Origin of the sequence: Kordia antarctica, assembly GCF_009901525.1 — a bacterium.
Classification (GTDB): domain Bacteria; phylum Bacteroidota; class Bacteroidia; order Flavobacteriales; family Flavobacteriaceae; genus Kordia; species Kordia antarctica.
This window is the reverse complement of sequence record NZ_CP019288.1, coordinates 318659-335232: the sequence shown is the minus strand read 5'-3', so window position 1 is coordinate 335232 and position 16574 is coordinate 318659. Positions and strand designations below refer to the sequence as shown.

General features: G+C 34.0%; 14 protein-coding genes and 1 tRNA gene. 10 read left to right on the top strand and 5 right to left on the bottom strand.

Annotated elements, in window-relative coordinates; translation table 11 throughout:
• Nucleotides 1-180: 180 nt before the first annotated feature.
• Complete coding sequence (locus tag IMCC3317_RS01480) at nucleotides 181-1023, top strand: hypothetical protein (protein WP_160127737.1); 843 nt, start codon at nucleotides 181-183, stop codon at nucleotides 1021-1023.
• 278 nt (nucleotides 1024-1301) lie between these two features.
• On the opposite strand, the gene IMCC3317_RS01475 is transcribed toward IMCC3317_RS01480, so the two are convergent.
• A complete protein-coding gene (locus tag IMCC3317_RS01475; protein WP_160127736.1) occupies nucleotides 1302-4229 on the bottom strand; it encodes an FAD-binding and (Fe-S)-binding domain-containing protein in 2928 nt (975 codons plus the stop codon).
• Nucleotides 4230-4332: 103 nt separating this feature from the next.
• Here IMCC3317_RS01475 and IMCC3317_RS01470 point away from each other — a divergent pair, with 103 nt between their 5' ends.
• The 3 genes from IMCC3317_RS01470 to IMCC3317_RS01460 all read left to right on the top strand — a co-directional run bounded on the left by IMCC3317_RS01470 (nucleotide 4333) and on the right by IMCC3317_RS01460 (nucleotide 6669).
• Entirely contained in the window at nucleotides 4333-4806 is a 474-nt protein-coding gene (locus IMCC3317_RS01470) for a hypothetical protein (RefSeq protein WP_160127735.1), read from the top strand.
• 244 nt (nucleotides 4807-5050) lie between these two features.
• On the top strand, nucleotides 5051-6196 hold the full coding sequence (locus IMCC3317_RS01465) for a TlpA disulfide reductase family protein (RefSeq protein ID WP_160127734.1): 1146 nt from the start codon (nucleotides 5051-5053) through the stop codon (nucleotides 6194-6196).
• A gap of 391 nt (nucleotides 6197-6587) precedes the next feature.
• Nucleotides 6588-6669: transfer RNA gene (locus IMCC3317_RS01460), tRNA-Tyr, on the top strand.
• Between the two features lie 62 nt (nucleotides 6670-6731).
• On the opposite strand, the gene IMCC3317_RS01455 is transcribed toward IMCC3317_RS01460, so the two are convergent.
• Complete coding sequence (locus IMCC3317_RS01455) at nucleotides 6732-7364, bottom strand: rhomboid family intramembrane serine protease (RefSeq protein ID WP_160127733.1); 633 nt, start codon at nucleotides 7362-7364, stop codon at nucleotides 6732-6734.
• Between the two features lie 61 nt (nucleotides 7365-7425).
• Here IMCC3317_RS01455 and IMCC3317_RS01450 point away from each other — a divergent pair, with 61 nt between their 5' ends.
• Nucleotides 7426-8331 (top strand): lysophospholipid acyltransferase family protein, encoded by a 906-nt coding sequence (locus tag IMCC3317_RS01450; RefSeq protein ID WP_160127732.1) that lies wholly within the window; start codon nucleotides 7426-7428, stop codon nucleotides 8329-8331.
• Between the two features lies 1 nt (nucleotide 8332).
• Here IMCC3317_RS01450 and IMCC3317_RS01445 read toward each other — a convergent pair whose 3' ends face one another.
• Nucleotides 8333-8803, bottom strand: a complete 471-nt coding sequence (locus IMCC3317_RS01445) for a hypothetical protein (protein ID WP_160127731.1) — start codon at nucleotides 8801-8803, stop codon at nucleotides 8333-8335.
• Nucleotides 8804-8994: 191 nt separating this feature from the next.
• Here IMCC3317_RS01445 and IMCC3317_RS01440 point away from each other — a divergent pair, with 191 nt between their 5' ends.
• From IMCC3317_RS01440 to IMCC3317_RS01430, 3 genes are read left to right on the top strand one after another with little or no spacing between them, the layout of a single operon-like run.
• Nucleotides 8995-9153: a YqaE/Pmp3 family membrane protein gene (locus IMCC3317_RS01440; protein ID WP_160127730.1), complete on the top strand. Its 159-nt coding sequence runs from the start codon at nucleotides 8995-8997 to the stop codon at nucleotides 9151-9153.
• A 3-nt stretch (nucleotides 9154-9156) separates the two neighbouring features.
• Entirely contained in the window at nucleotides 9157-10170 is a 1014-nt protein-coding gene (locus IMCC3317_RS01435; protein WP_160127729.1) for an App1 family protein, read from the top strand.
• Between the two features lie 2 nt (nucleotides 10171-10172).
• Complete coding sequence (locus IMCC3317_RS01430; protein WP_160127728.1) at nucleotides 10173-11444, top strand: hypothetical protein; 1272 nt, start codon at nucleotides 10173-10175, stop codon at nucleotides 11442-11444.
• A 221-nt stretch (nucleotides 11445-11665) separates the two neighbouring features.
• Here the strand turns inward: IMCC3317_RS01430 and glmM are convergent, their stop codons facing one another.
• Nucleotides 11666-13054 carry a phosphoglucosamine mutase gene (gene glmM, locus IMCC3317_RS01425; RefSeq protein ID WP_160127727.1) on the bottom strand — a complete coding sequence of 463 codons (1389 nt, stop codon included), beginning with the start codon at nucleotides 13052-13054 and terminating at the stop codon, nucleotides 11666-11668.
• A gap of 6 nt (nucleotides 13055-13060) precedes the next feature.
• On the bottom strand, nucleotides 13061-14122 hold the full coding sequence (locus tag IMCC3317_RS01420) for an acyltransferase family protein (RefSeq protein WP_160127726.1): 1062 nt from the start codon (nucleotides 14120-14122) through the stop codon (nucleotides 13061-13063).
• 57 nt (nucleotides 14123-14179) lie between these two features.
• Between IMCC3317_RS01420 and IMCC3317_RS01415 the strand changes: the two genes are divergently transcribed.
• Both IMCC3317_RS01415 and ggt read left to right on the top strand, forming a co-directional pair.
• A complete protein-coding gene (locus IMCC3317_RS01415) occupies nucleotides 14180-14779 on the top strand; it encodes an acyl carrier protein phosphodiesterase (protein ID WP_160127725.1) in 600 nt (199 codons plus the stop codon).
• Nucleotides 14780-14783: 4 nt separating this feature from the next.
• Nucleotides 14784-16484 (top strand): gamma-glutamyltransferase, encoded by a 1701-nt coding sequence (gene ggt, locus IMCC3317_RS01410; protein ID WP_160127724.1) that lies wholly within the window; start codon nucleotides 14784-14786, stop codon nucleotides 16482-16484.
• The last annotated feature ends 90 nt before the right edge of the window (nucleotides 16485-16574 follow it).

The window sequence follows — 16574 nt, the reverse complement described above, 5'->3', positions numbered from 1 at the left end:
TTTATGTTTTTTTACTGTTTACATGCTAAAACCCATGAATTACTAAGATTTGTTGGCGAAAATCACACTTATGGGAAATCCAAAAAGATAATTTCTAACTATTTATTTTCAAAAATAGCACGGAAAACTATTTGTGAATGTTATATTTAGCACTTAATTTCACACTCTTAAATCGACCAAATGAAAAATATAATATACCTTTTTGGAATCTGCATGTTATTATTATTGAATTCCTGTGGAAATAATGATGATTCTACAACAACTGATACTACAGACACACCTGTTTTGCCAGCCAATTATTTTCCTGCTTCTTTAGATAATTACTGGAATTATGATGTTGCAACTACTGATAATACGAACGTTGTTACTACTGCGGAAGATTCTTTGTATGTAGCATCACGAAGCGGAAATTCGTTTATGTTAGACGTAAACACGAATAATATTGCAAATGGTACGATGAATACGCTGCTAGCAAATGGAACACTTACCGAACAAGGAACTGCGCTCACACTAAATAGTAGCTTGGAATTGCCTTTTGATTTGCCAGGAAGTGGCGCTATCGATTTTGAAGGCGCAGTATTATATGACACAAGTGTTGCTGCAAATACAACTCTTTTTACGCTTTCGGATACGTTTACACAAGATGTTCAAGGCTTTCCAGTTACAATAGCTTTTACATTAAGCACTGAAAAAGTTCAAAGTTTGTCGAGTTTGACTGTAAATTCTGAAACATTTTCTGATGTTGAAGTTGTTGATTTCAACCTCGAACTTAGCGTAAGCACATCTGTTGATATATTTGGGAATCCAACAGTTTTCTCTATTCTTGATCCGCAAGATGTATTGACAATTCGCGGGTATTACGGTCCAAATGTTGGTTTGTTAAAAGCAGATTCTGATATTAGTTTTAGCTTAAATGAAACTACAGTAGCACTTTTGGCTACGTTTAATATAAATTTAGGTATTCCGACTTCGAGTTCAGCTTCTAGTGTGGAGGAATTGAGTTCTTATTTGGTGGAAAATTAGATTTTTAGACTTCTTGGACTGACTTAGATTTTTAGATTGTTTTTTGCGTTTTTGACCTAAATTTAATCAAGCACTTCTCGATACAAATTTGCTTTGCAAATTTACTCGAAGTGACGAATTAGTATTTAATCACTAAAGTGAAGCGAGTCTAGTTTAAAAGTTGAAAGGTTTATAAGTTTATCAAACGTAAAATAATTCACATACCAAAATACCAAGAGCGTCAGCGATACCAAAGCGAAGCGTGACCAAAATACTAAAAGCGAAGCGCGTCTAATAATCTAAGAATCTAAAAGCAACGCGCGTCTAAGAACAGTAATTGGATGCAACGCTTCTTTTCGTGTTCCATCTTTAATTTGATGTCTGCAACTTGTTCCGTTTGCAGCGATAATTGCATTCACTTCTGCGGCTCTAACAGCAGGAAATAAGGAATGTTCGCCAATATTCATGCTGACTTCATAATGTTCTTTTTCGTATCCAAATGAACCTGCCATTCCGCAACAACCTGAAGTAATAATTGTGGGTTTATAATTTTTGGGAAGATTCAACACATCAAATGTACATTTCTGATTGGATAATGATTTTTGATAGCAATGCACATGAATTTTCACGTTTTTCGCTTCTTGCGTGAATGATTCCGACGTAATTTCGCCTAAAGTAATTTCAGCAGCTAAAAATTCTTCAATTAAATATACATGTGTTGCAATTCGTTTTGCCGCTTCTTTATCATCCGCCAAGCGAATATATTCATCACGAAATGTGAGAATTGCAGAAGGTTCAATTCCGACTAAAACTGCATTTTCATTTAGAATCTCTTTGAAAATATTCACATTTGCATTTGCTACTTTTTTTGCTTCCGCCAGAAAACCTTTTGAGATAAATGTACGTCCGCTTTCTTCATGCGAAATATGCTTAATTTCATATCCTAAAGTTGATAAAACGATTAATGCATCTTGCCCAATATCAGATTCTAAATAATTAGTAAATTCATCACTAAAAATATATACTTTTTTAGTTTTTGAACTATTTGTATTTAACTGATTTAAAGTCTTTTTAATTATTTTATCTAAAGTTTTACTTGAATTAATAGGAAGTGTTCGTTCTTGTGCAACTCCAAGCTTATTTTTAATTATTTTTGATGTAAATCTATTGGTTTTCACAAAGTTTGAAAGCCCTACAAAGTTACTTGCCAATTTGTTTGATTTGGTAGAAAATGCAAACGCTTTGTCACGAAACGTAGGTTTGTTCGATTTGTAATATTGATGTAAAAATTCTGCCTTTAAGGCTGCAACATCTACATTACTTGGACATTCGCTTGCGCACGCTTTACAGCTCAAACACAAGTCGAAAACCTCCTTTAATTCTGGATGATCGAATTTGTTTTCTTTCTCCGATTGTGTCAAAAATTCACGCAATGCATTTGCTCTCGCTCGTGTTGTATCTTTTTCGTTTTTGGTAGCTCGGTAACTTGGACACATCGTTCCTGAAAACGAAGCTGGTTTTCTACAATCGCCTGAGCCATTGCACTTTTCCGCCGCACGCAAAATTCCTTGATTGTCCGAAAAGTCAAAAAATGTTTCTATTTCAGGTTCTTTTCTATCAATTTCATAACGTAAAAACGTATCCATTTTTGCCGCATCTACTATTTTTCCAGGATTAAAGATGTTCTTCGGGTCAAAAACCTGCTTTACATCTTTCAATAATTCATAGTTTTTCTCGCCTATCATAATCGGAATAAACTCTGCTCTAACTATTCCGTCGCCATGTTCTCCACTGAATGAACCGTTGTATTTTTTGACCAATTTGGCAACATCACGCGTTATTTTTCGAAATAACACCACATCTTCTTTCTTTTTTAGATTCAATATTGGACGCAAATGCAATTCTCCTGCGCCAGCATGTGCATAATACACTGCTTTTTGCTCGTATTTTTTCATTAATTCGGAGAATTCCGCAATGTAATTTGATAAATCTTCCAAGGCAACCGCAGTATCTTCAATACATGCAACCGCTTTTTTATCGCCAATAATGTTTCCTAATAAGCCTAATCCTGCTTTTCGCAATTCCATCGCTTGCGCAATTTCGGTACCTTTTAAGGTTGGATTATGATAGCTTTTGCCTTCTTTTTCAAGTGAAACTATTAAATTATTGATTTGGTTTCTTAAATCTTCTTCCGTGTCTGATCGCAATTCTAGTAATAAAATCGCTTGCGGATCGCCTTTTACGAAGAATCTGTTTTTGGCTTGCGCCAGATTTGACTTAGTACAATCCAAAATAATTTTGTCCATCATTTCACAGGTGTACAAATTATGTTTCATTGTCAACGTAACCGATTGCAAACAAGCTTCTATACTTTCATAATGTGCTGCAACTACGCATTGGTATTTAGGTGGAAGTTCGTCTAATTGCAACGTAATTTTAGTTGTAAAAGCCAATGTTCCTTCGCTTCCAGAAAGTAATTTACACATATTAAACGTTTCGCCATTCTCTGTAAAAAGTTCTGATTGCAACAATTCATCAATCGCATAACCAGTATTTCTTCTGTGAATTTCGGCTTTTGGGAATTCAATTCGGATTCTAGCTTGATTATTTTTATCGATTAATGTTTCATATATTTTTTGATAAATTTCACCTTCAAGCGTATTCAATGCTCGTTTTTGATGAAATTCTTCTATGGTAATTTCGCCAAAAGTCACTTCACTTCCATCTGAAAGTAACACATCCATAGAAACTACTTTATCACGCGTAACACCATATTGTATGGAAGTTGTTCCAGATGAGTTGTTTCCGACCATTCCGCCAATCATACAGCGATTTGAAGTGGAAGTGTTTGGTCCAAAAAATAATCCTAGTGGTTGTAGGTTTGCGTTTAATTCATCACGTACAACGCCAGCTTCAACAGTAACGGTTTTTTCTGTTTGATTGATGTCTAAAATTCGAGTGGAATGTTTTGAAACATCAACTACAATTCCTTCGCCAACACATTGTCCTGCAAGTGAAGTTCCTGCAGTTCTCGGAATGAGCGAGGTTCCGTGTTCATTCGCGAAAGCAATCAATAATTTTAAATCAGCATTATTTTTCGGATATGCAACGGCTAACGGAAGTTTTCGATATACGGAAGCGTCTGTAGCATAGAGAATTCTGTGTAAATCATCATAAAAAATAGTTCCTTCGAAGCTGTTTTTTAGTTTTTCTAATTTGGCTTTCATCCTACTGATTTGAGTACTTTTTGTAATTTTTTTAGCAATATAAACTTATTTTTTCAGTTATAATACTAGAATTAAAAAGACTATAATTTTAAAACATAAACACATGAAAAAGTTAGTTATTTTGAGTTTTTTATTTTTTGGATATGTTACTACTGCACAAGAAATATCTGATAATGCTATCGGATTACGAATTGGTGGAAATAATGGATTTGGCACCGAAATTTCATATCAGCGCGCATTGGGAAATACAAACCGATTAGAACTCGATTTGGGTTGGAAAGATAGCGACGAATATGACGCGTATAAGTTAACAGGATTGTATCAATGGGTTTGGAATATTGATGGCGGATTTAATTGGTTTGCTGGTGCTGGCGGCGGACTTGGCACTTGGAATAGCAACCAAAACGAAACAAATGACGGCTTTTACGGCTTTTTTGCAGGCGATATTGGTATTGAATATAATTTTGATTTTCCACTTCTAGTTTCGCTAGATTTTAGACCCGAAATTGGTTTTGAAAAAGGCTTTAATAATGATCTGGATTTTGATTTAGCTTTAGGTGTGCGTTATCAGTTTTAAATGCATACCATTTACCATTTGATTTTACTGTATTAAAATACCCTTTTTTCCTTTCTTCTTTACTAAAAAAAAGAAACAGCAATTAAGGCTATGCTTTCGTTTTTTAACTCGAATAAAGAAAAAAATCATCATTTTCTTTTACATTAGATTCAAACTACAAATGGTATTACTAGGGAAATTCTTCTCATTTGGTTAAATTTGCGCGTTTAACTATTAAAATTATTGACTAAAAATGTATACAAACATGAAAAAAGTATTTTTAATGGCAGGTATTGCCAGTCTGTTACTATTTACTTCTTGTGGAGAACAATCTCAATCTAACGGAAGTGGATATACTATAGAAACTACTATTAATGGTATTCCTGATGGCGTACGTGCATTTTTGAGAGTTCCGAATGATAAAGGACAGCCTGTACCAAAAGATACTGCAATTGTACAAGGTGGAAAGTTTATTTTTACTGGGAAAACTGAGTTTCCGCAAATGGGTTTTGTGTATGTGAATGGTGCGCCAGGAAATTATACGTTGATATTAGAAAATAGCGATATTAAAGTAGAAGCTTATAAAGATAGTTTACCGAAAGCAAAAGTTTCTGGTGGAAAGCACAATAAAGAATATGTGAATTTTATTGAAGATTCTAAAATATTATCTGGTAAAATGCAGAAAGCTAGAGAACGCTATGCTGTTCTTGTTAAAGCGAAAGATACCGCTTCAGTAGCAATGGTTAGAAAGCAACTTTCAGATTTAGAGAAAGAAGCAATTGGGTATCAAGAGCAATATGTAATAGAGCATCCAGATTCTTATATTTCTGTATTGTTGGTGAATCGTATGTTGCAGAATAAGTTGACAACAGCGCCAAAAGCCAAAGTGTTTTATGATGGACTTCCTAGTGACATGAAGAAAACCAAAGTAGCAGAAGATTTATTTATTAAAATTACGGAACTGTTAAGAGCTGCTGTTGGTTCGGTTGCGACAAATTTTACCGCGCCAAACCCTGAAGGGAAAAATATTTCTTTGAATGATATTAAAGGAAAAGTAACCGTTATTGATTTTTGGGCTGCTTGGTGTAGACCTTGCCGTATAGAGAATCCGAATGTGGTAAATATTTATAATAAGTATCATGCTGACGGATTGGAAATTATTGGTGTTTCATTAGATGGTCGTCCAAATCAGAAAAACGCTAAGGAAGATTGGATTCGCGCTATTGAGCAAGATGGATTGCCTTGGCATCAAGTTTCGAATTTGGCTGGTTTTAGAGATGGAATTGCACGTACTTATAATATACGTTCTATTCCTGCAACATTTATTTTAGATGAAACAGGAACTATTGTTGCGAAAAATTTACGTGGAGCGCAATTGGAAGCTAAGATTGTGGAATTGCTTGGGAAGTAGTTTATGAGTTTATGAGTTTATGAGTTTATGAGTTTATGAGTTTATGAGTTTATGAGTTTATGAGTTTATGAGTTTATGAGTTTATGAGTTTATGAGTTTATGAGTTTATGAGAAAATAATTTTTTTGATCGACAAAACATCATTTCAGGTGAAATTTTGGAAGATTTTTGTACTTCGATAAACTCAGCACAACTATCGAGAAATACTTTTTAGTTCGAAAGATTCTCGACTGCTCTCAAATTGACATTTAAAATTTAGCATTCAGCATTTAAAATTTAAAAACTGATTTTCAGCAAGTTACTTTTTTAACTAAAAAAACGTTTATTTTTTATTTGCATGGTTCAAAAAGTATAGTATATTTGCAACCGATTTAAAGCAAATCAAACACGTTGGGGAGATACTCAAGCGGCCAACGAGGGCAGACTGTAAATCTGCTGACTACGTCTTCGCAGGTTCGAATCCTGCTCTCCCCACGAAACTAAAAAACCGATCAAATTTGATCGGTTTTTTTTGGTTTTATATGTTTTTTAGAAATTTAAATCTTTCCCATTTTATTCATCACAAATAATACAACAATCGGAATTCCAATAGCAATTACAGTTAATGTGCTTTGGTATAATAGTTCAGGTTTTAGTAGTAACGTAATAACAAATCCCGCGACAGCGCCACCAAAATGCGCATCATGTCCAATATTTCCTGTTCTATTTTTCATTCCATAAATAGAATATAATAAATACCCAATAGCAAATACGTATCCTGGAATGATAAAATTAATCATCATCGTTGGACGCAATAATACTGCCGAGAATAGAATTCCCGAAACTGCGCCACTTGCGCCTAACGCGCTGTAATGATGTTCATCTTTGTGAAAATAGAACGAAAATAAACTTCCTAAGAGTAAACTTCCTAAATAGATTAATAGAAAATAAGTTGCGCCTAAAAAGTAAACTACGGTATCTGCAAAGAAAAATAGCGTAATCATATTGAAAGCTAAATGTTGCATGTCTGCATGCAAAAAAGCAGACGTAATCATTCGGATATGTTCTCCACGATGAATTGCGCCAATGTTAAATATATATTTACTTCGGAATGCATAATCATTAAACCCTTTGAGTGATACCAAAACGTTTGCTACAATTACTCCAATAGTTACGAGTTCTAAATTCATCTTAAAATTGCCTGTGTTAATTTTTCAAATATAGCTATATTTGTCAAAATTTAGTACACTTATGCAGCTTATCGCGTTCATTATTATATATCCAATTCTATGGTTGATTTCCATTCTTCCATTTCGCTTGTTGTATCTGTTTTCGGATTTTTGTTATCTGCTTGTATATTATGTTGTCGGATATAGAAAGAAGGTTGTACGCGGAAATTTATTGTTAGTTTTTCCTGAAAAGAGCGATGCCGAACGCTTGAAGATTGAAAAGAAATTTTACCATCATTTGTGTGATATGTTTCTGGAAATGATCAAATCATTGACAATTTCGGATGCTCAATTGCGAAAGCGTTTCGTTTTTCCAAATGTTGAAGTGATAAACGAATACGAGAAAAAAGGACAAAGTATCATTTTAATTTCTGGGCATTATGCCAATTGGGAATGGATGAATATTATGAAGGAATATGTTTCGCTACGCGGATATGGAGTTTATAAGAAGCTGACAAACAAATACTTTGATAAGTTAGTGCGTGATATTCGCGAGAAGCGAAATTCTACTTTAATTACTACAAAAAATACGTTTAAAACGATTAGACAGAATCAAAATAATAATCTGCTCGCTATTTATTATATGGTAAGTGATCAATCGCCAAAGCCATTGCCAAATTATTATTGGACAGATTTTATGAATATTACAGTTCCATGTTTTAACGGTTCGGAAGTATTGGCTCGTAAAGTAGATATGCCTTTTATTTATTTTAAGATTGAAAAAGTAAAGCGCGGACATTACCAAGGAACTTTTATTCCATTAACTCCAAAAGGAATTAAAAATTATCCTTTAAACGAACCTACTGAATTGTTTTACAGAGAATTAGAAAAGCAATTATACGAAGCTCCAGAATATTATTATTGGGTTCATAAACGTTGGAAACACAGAGATAAAGTGCCGCCTGAGTATCAGAAAAAAGAAAAATAAACTATACTATTCTACCTTCTTTCAAAGCTTTACTATCTAACCAAGCTCCAATAGCAACTCCAATTGCTAAACCTATTGATAAGCCTAACGCAATATTTCCAAAAGCTACGCCAAATGAAATTCCTAGCGCCATTCCAAAAGCCAACCAAATGCCTATATAATATCCTTTGTGAACTAATTTGTGCTTGATTGTAGCCGTATTTTTAATTTTATTTTTCTTCTTTAAGAAATCGCGCCGAAGCTCTTTATCTTCAAATCCTGTTGAGGTTGGAATTGCCGCAACCAATGCATCCATTTGTTTTTGAAAAACGATTAATGTTTCTGGAGAAGCCGCATGCGTTGCCATTTTTTCTACCAATCGCTTGAGATAATCTGTTTCAACTTTTTTATGAAGTGTCTCGTCAAATGAAGTTGTTTTATCTTCAATGGTACGAATCGTTGATTTTTTCCAAACTGTATAGGTACTTTCCATAGCGGTTTTATTTAGTAGGTTCAATAAAATAAGTAGCGTGTTTACGTATTTCGTTACAACTAATATACTAAACTATCTTATTGTCAGACGTATATAATCCGAAATGCTTTTGAGTTAATTTTTAAATTAACACAGTCAACACTGTTTATACTTCATTTATAGTTTTGTATTGAACTTTAAAAAAACAAATCATGTCAATTTTAACTATTATCTTAACAATTATTTTTCCACCTTTAGCAGTAGGTTTAAAACACGGAATGAGTGGTACATTATTAGTCAATATCTTATTAACTCTTTTAGGATGGTTGCCAGGTGTAATTCACGCATTCATCGTAAACAAGGAAAGCTAACCCATGTCTATATTCCAGTTCATTTCAAGACTTATTGATGATGAAGATCCTGTAATTATTATGCCTTTTGGCGGTTATGCGAACAGTGAAAAAATCTACGCACAAGCACGCGTTTTGGAAGATGAAGGCATCACGCATTCCCAAGAAGACAGTTTTATTAAAAATCTTTACAATTCGTACAAACGATTTGAAACCGATGAGTCTGAAAATGAAATTGTTAAAGTATCTATTGATACTGAAGTCATTATGTTGAATTCTGACAAAGAAGGCTATGTGTATTTAGATGCAAATCACGCTATTAAACGCAATAACAAAGCAGTTACAGAATGGCTTCCTGTTACATATGAATTGATTCAGGACGAAAAATCTATATATAAAATAGAAGATCATATTATGTTTCCGAGTACGGAAGCTTCGTTTGGAGTTATTTCAGATATGGATGACACCGTAATTGATACTGGTTTATCTTCTACATTTAAATGGAAAGTAATCATCAATTCTTTTTTCAAACATAGTAATAACAGATTGCCGCTACAAGGCGCACAAGAATTTTATACTTTGTTACAAAAAGGTCCAGATGGTAAGCGCGACAATCCATTTTTTTATCTGTCTAATAGTCCGTGGAATCTACATGAGTATTTGATTGATTTCTTGAAATTTTATAATTTCCCAAAAGGAATATTATTATTGCGCGATATAGGTTTTGAAAACGTAAAAAAAGACACCTTTCAAGAACGGAATAAATATGTGAAAATATCGCATATAATTAGTACATATCCTACTTTACCATTCATACTAATTGGCGATGCCGCAGATTTAGATCACGATATCTACATTGAAATTGCGCGAAAATTTCCGAATCGGATTCAAGCAATTTACATACGTACTGTTGCCAATAAAGGCAAAATGATCGCAGTTAAAAGCATTATTGAATCTATCACAGATGTCAATGTAGTACTGATTGAAACTACAGATGAAGCCATTGCGCATGCTAAAAAACATCAATTCATACAATAATCATGAAAAAACCGCTTCGCATACTTATTGTTGTTTTTGTAGCTATAATAGTATTAGTTTACTTACGCATTGCTAACTCTAAAAAAACTTTTGAAACTTGTACAATTCATAACATCAGTGAGCTTAGCGAGACTAATTTCAAAAAGCACAAAACTGTTTTAGTTAGTGCCAGCACGTTGTATGAATCTGATATGTTTAAAACATTATTACAGGGCGAAAATTACCGCGATGCATGGAAAGCAAAAGTAGAATTACCAATCGTATTTTTGGACACACTTTTTGGTGGCGTTGAAATTATTAAAGAAGGTGGCGGAAAACAAACACATTCATTACGGCTAAAAAGTAAAAAAGATGGCATCATGTACAGTATGAGAAGCATCAACAAGAATCCTGAAAAATTAGTTCCAGAATTTGCCAAAACGTTAGGCTTAGAAAATATTATTATGGACGGGATTTCGTCACAACATCCGTATGCATCGCCTGTAGTTGCTAGACTTTCAGAAAGTATCAATGTACCGAACACCAATCCGAAAGCTGTATTTATTCCGAAACAGAAAACTCTAGAAAATTACAATGATAAATTCGGCAATCGTCTATTCATGATCGAATATGAAACAAAAGGCGACGTTAATTGGACAAACTACGAAAACGTTACAAAAATAGTAGACACAGAAGATTTACAAGAACTAAAAATGGAACTGAACGATAGCTTACAAATTGATAAAGCTAGTTTGGTACGCGCTCGCCTATTCGACTTGGTAATTGGCGATTGGGACAGACACACTAAACAATGGGGTTGGGCAATTGTTAAAAATGAATTCGACTACAAAGCATATCCAATTCCTGGAGATAGAGACAATGCTTTTTTCAAAACTAGCGGATTAATTCCGAGTATTTTGACTAACGAAAATGTAATTGAAGAATTACGTCCGTTTGAAAACGATATTGAATATATGGAAGGACTGATTTATGATTTCGATATATATTTTCTTCACAATACACCTGAAACTATTTTTATTGAGCAAGCAAACTACATCCAAACGCACTTAACAGATAATGACATTGAAAACGCTTTGCGCTATTGGAATGACGATTTATACAATCTGCATGCGAAAGATATTGCCTCTAAAATAAAAGCGCGGCGTGATAACCTTCTAGAATATGCAAAAGAATTTAAACGTGTATTAGATACCAAACCACTACTTGAAAATCCACTAAAAGGAAGTGAACGCGAAGATGTGAGCGCAGAAAAATTGAAATGTTTTGAATGTTGATTTTTTGGGTATTAGGTATTAGGTATTAGGTATTAGGTATTAGGTATTAGGTATTAGGTATTAGGTATTAGGTATTAGGTATTAGGTAAAATAATTCAACTTATTGATAATCAATAGTATACAGTTTATTTATTTTAAAAATTATTGATGTTACACAAATTATACTAACTAAAAAAGCCATCCAATTGGACAGCTTTTCTTTCTATATTTTGATTCTATTTTTACAAATTTGTAATTGCTTTAATTTCGTTTATCACACGTTGCGCCAAATCATCCGCTTCTTTTTGTGATTTTGCTTCTGTATAAATTCTAATAATTGGTTCTGTGTTTGACTTGCGTAAATGAACCCAGTTTGTTGGAAAATCAATTTTTACACCATCAATCGTAGAAACATCTTCGTTTGCATACTTTTCAGCCATTGCTTTTAAAATTCCATCAACATCTAATTGTGGCGTTAATTGAATTTTATTTTTACTCATAAAGTAACTTGGATAACTATCACGCAATTCGCGAACGGTCATTTTTTTCTCTGCCAAATGTGTCAAAAATAAAGCAACGCCAACCAACGAGTCTCTTCCGTAATGTGATTCAGGATAAATGATTCCTCCATTTCCTTCTCCACCAATAACAGCCTTGTTTTTTTTCATCAATGTAACTACATTCACTTCTCCAACTGCACTTGCTTGGTACATTCCGCCATGTTTCTCTGTCACATCGCGCAAAGCTCTTGAAGATGATAAATTAGAAACTGAATTTCCTTTCGTTTTACCCAATACGTAATCTGCGCAAGCAACCAAGGTATATTCTTCGCCAAACATTTCGCCATCATCACAAATAAATGCCAAACGATCTACATCTGGATCAACCACTACGCCTAAATCTGCTTTTTCTTTGACAACCAATTCGGAAATATCCGTTAAATGCTCTTTTAACGGTTCTGGATTGTGTGGAAAATGTCCTGTTGGATCACAATATAACTCTACAACCTCAACATTTAACGCACGTAATAATCTCGGAATTGCAATTCCTCCTGTAGAATTCACACCATCAACAACCACTTTAAAATTTGCTTGTTTTATAGCTTCTACATCAACTAACGCAAGATTTAATACTTCATCAATATGAATATCAATATATGAATCATTTCGTGTTACGCTTCCTAAATCGTCTACTTCAGCAAAGTCAAATGCGTCACTTTCTGCGATTTCTAAGATTTTTGCGCCATCTGCACCATTTAAAAATTCTCCTTTATGGTTTAGCAATTTCAACGCATTCCATTGTTTTGGATTGTGACTTGCCGTCAAAATAATTCCGCCATCTGCTTTTTCCAACGGAACAGCAATTTCTACTGTTGGCGTCGTTGACAAATCTAAATCGATAACGTCAATTCCTAAGCCAACTAAGGTGTTTACTACTAAACTCTGAATCATTGCTCCCGAAATTCTGGCATCTCTACCAATAACTACCGTAAGTTTTGATTTGTTGTATTCGTTTTTCAACCAAGTTCCGTACGCACTTGCAAATTTTACAGCATCAATTGGTGTTAAATTATCACCAACTTTTCCTCCAATAGTTCCACGAATTCCTGAAATTGATTTGATTAATGTCATAATATGTTATCTAAATTTATTTTTTAATTTTAAAAACGGCTTTTCAAAATAGGTATATGAAAAGTGCGAAACTACTATAGTTATCCCCAAAACTAATACATATGAAAGCAAAATAATAGCCAAATCTGGCAGTTGTATTTTAGCAATCAATTTGAGCATTACAAAACCTACTAATTGCATAACCAATGCATGATACATGTAAATTCCGTACGAAATGTTTCCTAAATAATTCAAAAAGGAATTTCGAATGTTAAGTATTGGATCATAACTCAGCGTCAATATTACAAAACTAAATAATACCATACTTATAAAGTGGTATAAATTTAGGTTCATTCCTTTGAGAATATTGGTGCAAAAATACAATACAAAAAGTAACAAAATCAATACTTTACCATATTTATGAATCATATTTCCAATTTTATATTTTTCATGAAGAATCGCTATTAATCCACCTGCGGAGAAATAAAAATATAAAAAGTCAAATCTTTGTAAAAACGGAAATAGATTGCTCGCAAAAACAGCAAAATATACAATGGTAAATAGGATGAAAAATTTGATGAAAAATTGCTTGTTGAGAAACGCCAATGTTGGCGCAATTAACAGATAAAATTGCTCTTCAATTCCGATAGACCACAAAATTTCAATTGCGCCGCCCGGACTATACAAACCTGACGCTACATTTGGCAAGAAAAAAGTGTACAATAATAGTGCATTTACCAAGTCATAATCAGTATCATACGGAATTCCCATGTACGACAAAACAACGTTGTAATACAGGAAACCAACAATCATAATTAAAAAATACAACGGATAAATGCGCAATATTCTACGAATGTAAAAGTTTTTAATGTCGATTTTCCCTTTGTGTTCTCGCTCTCTGTACAACAATCGAATGATTAAGAATCCGCTCAATACGAAGAAAACATATACCGCTTCTGTTCCTCTATGAAATATAGGAAATTCATCAAAAAAAGGCATATTTCTGTTTCTGAAAAACTGAGGAATATGAAAAATCATTACGATAAACGCAAGGAAAAAACGTAATGGGTTTAGATTTGGAAGTCTCAAAAATATTTTTTTACAAATATAGTATTCTTAGAAAAATATTCTCATTAAATTTAACAAATGAACTTCTTAGCACATATTTACCTTTCACACGACGATGATGAAATAAAAATCGGCAATTTTATTGCGGACAGTATTCGTGGAAAAAAATACATGGAATATCCGCCACAAATTCAGCGTGGTATTCTATTGCACAGAAATATTGATACCTTTACGGACGCGCATCCAACTGTGCGACTCAGCACGAAACGTTTGCACGCAAATTACAGTCATTACAGTGGCGTAATTGTAGATATTTTATACGATCATTTTTTGGCGAAAAACTGGAAAAACTATTCCGATATTCCGCTTGAAACGTATGTAGACGATTTTTATCATTTGTTAGAAGATAATTATGAAACGCTTCCGCTGAATGTACAACGGCTGCTTCCACATATGATTCAGGACAATTGGTTGCTCAGTTATGCTTCTATTGAAGGAATTACAAAGGTATTGGAAGGCATGAATAAGAGAACTCAAAACCGATCCAGAATGAATTTGGCAGTTGTAGAGCTTCAAGAATTTTATGATGAGTTTGAAGCAGAATTCACTTCGTTTTTTAAGGAATTGACTGAATTTTCAAAACAAAAACTAAACGAGCTACAAAAGAAAACATTTTAAGAATATGATGAAAAATATACTATATATCGGAATTGCTTGTTTGTTATTCTTTTCCTGTAAAACAGAACAAAAATCAGCCAAAAAAGTAGCTGGTGTAATTTCAGAAAAAGCAATGGTTGTTTCGGCTCGTGAAGAAGTTTCAAATATTGGAAACTTGATTCTTCAAAAAGGCGGAAATGCTTTTGATGCAATGGTTGCCACCGAATTGGCTTTGGCAGTTGCGTATCCGTATGCAGGAAGTTTGGGCGGCGGCGGATTTATGGTATATCGTTTGGAAGATGGAACTATTGGCTCGTTAGATTATAGAGAAAAAGCGCCGTTTGCAGCTACAAAAAACATGTATATTGATTCTATTACTAAAGAAATTATTCCCGATAAAAGTACGCTTGGCGCAATGGCAGTTGGAATTCCAGGAAATATTGCGGGTATTTTTGCTGCACATGAAAAGTTTGGAAAATTACCAATGTCAGAGATTTTAAAACCTGTGATTGCATTGGCAGAAAAAGGTGTGATTGTCACCAAAAAGCAACAAGAACGCTTAGAAAAATATCGTGAAGAATTCCTAAAGGTGAATGATGCTGAGTTCTTTCTCGCGAAAGCGTGGAAAGCAAATGACACTATAAAACGAATACAATTAGCAAAAACCTTGAAACGCATTCAACTAAATGGACGCGATGAATTTTATAAAGGCGAAACCGCACAGATTTTAGTCGATTTTATGCAGAAATCTGGCGGAATTATGACACTAGAAGATTTAGCAAATTATGAAGCAAAATGGCGAACTCCAATTACATTTACGTATGACGATTTACGCGTAATTTCAATGGCACCACCATCTAGTGGAGGAATTTGCTTGGCAGAAATTATGAAAGCGATTGAACCGTATGATTTGGATAAATTTGGACATAATACGACAAAATCGATTCAATTGATTACAGAAGCAGAACGTCGCGCATACGCAGATCGAAGTTTCTTTTTGGGCGATCCTGATTTTGTCGAAATTCCAACAGAAACACTTTTAAGCGAAAGCTATATTAGAGAAAGAATGCAATCATTTTCTTTTGAAAAAGCAACACCTTCATCGGAAGTTTCGCACGGAACTATTGAGATTGTGGAAAGTGATGAAACCACGCATTATTCTATTGTAGATCAGTTTGGAAACGCAATTTCTGTCACAACTACGATAAATGGCGCGTATGGTTCTAAGCTGTTTTGTGAAGAATTAGGTTTCTTTTTGAATAATGAAATGGACGATTTTAGTTCAAAACCTGGCGAACCAAATATGTTTGGACTTATTGGCGCTGAGGCGAATAATATTGCACCCGAAAAACGCATGTTAAGTTCTATGACACCTACAATTTTGGAGAAAAATGGAAAGTTATATATGGTTGTCGGAACGCCTGGCGGATCTACGATTATTACGTCGGTTTTGCAAACAATTTTGAATGTCCATGAATATGATATGGGCATGCAAGAAGCGATTAATCAACCACGATTTCATCATCAATGGTTGCCCGATGTTATAAAGATGGAACCAATTGGATTTAGCGATGAATTACATGCAGAATTGACCAAACTAGGCTACACAATTGACGCCACTAATAGTCCTGTAATCGGAAAAGTAGAAGGAATTTTGGTTTTACCAGATGGAAAGTTAGAAGGTGGCGCTGATCCGCGTGGCGATGATAAAGCAGTTGGGTTTTGATGCTAGCTTCTAGCCTTTGGCTGTTAGATTGAAAATATGAAAAGCACCAAAAACTACTTTTATATTTCTTGGTGCTTTGTTTCTATTAAT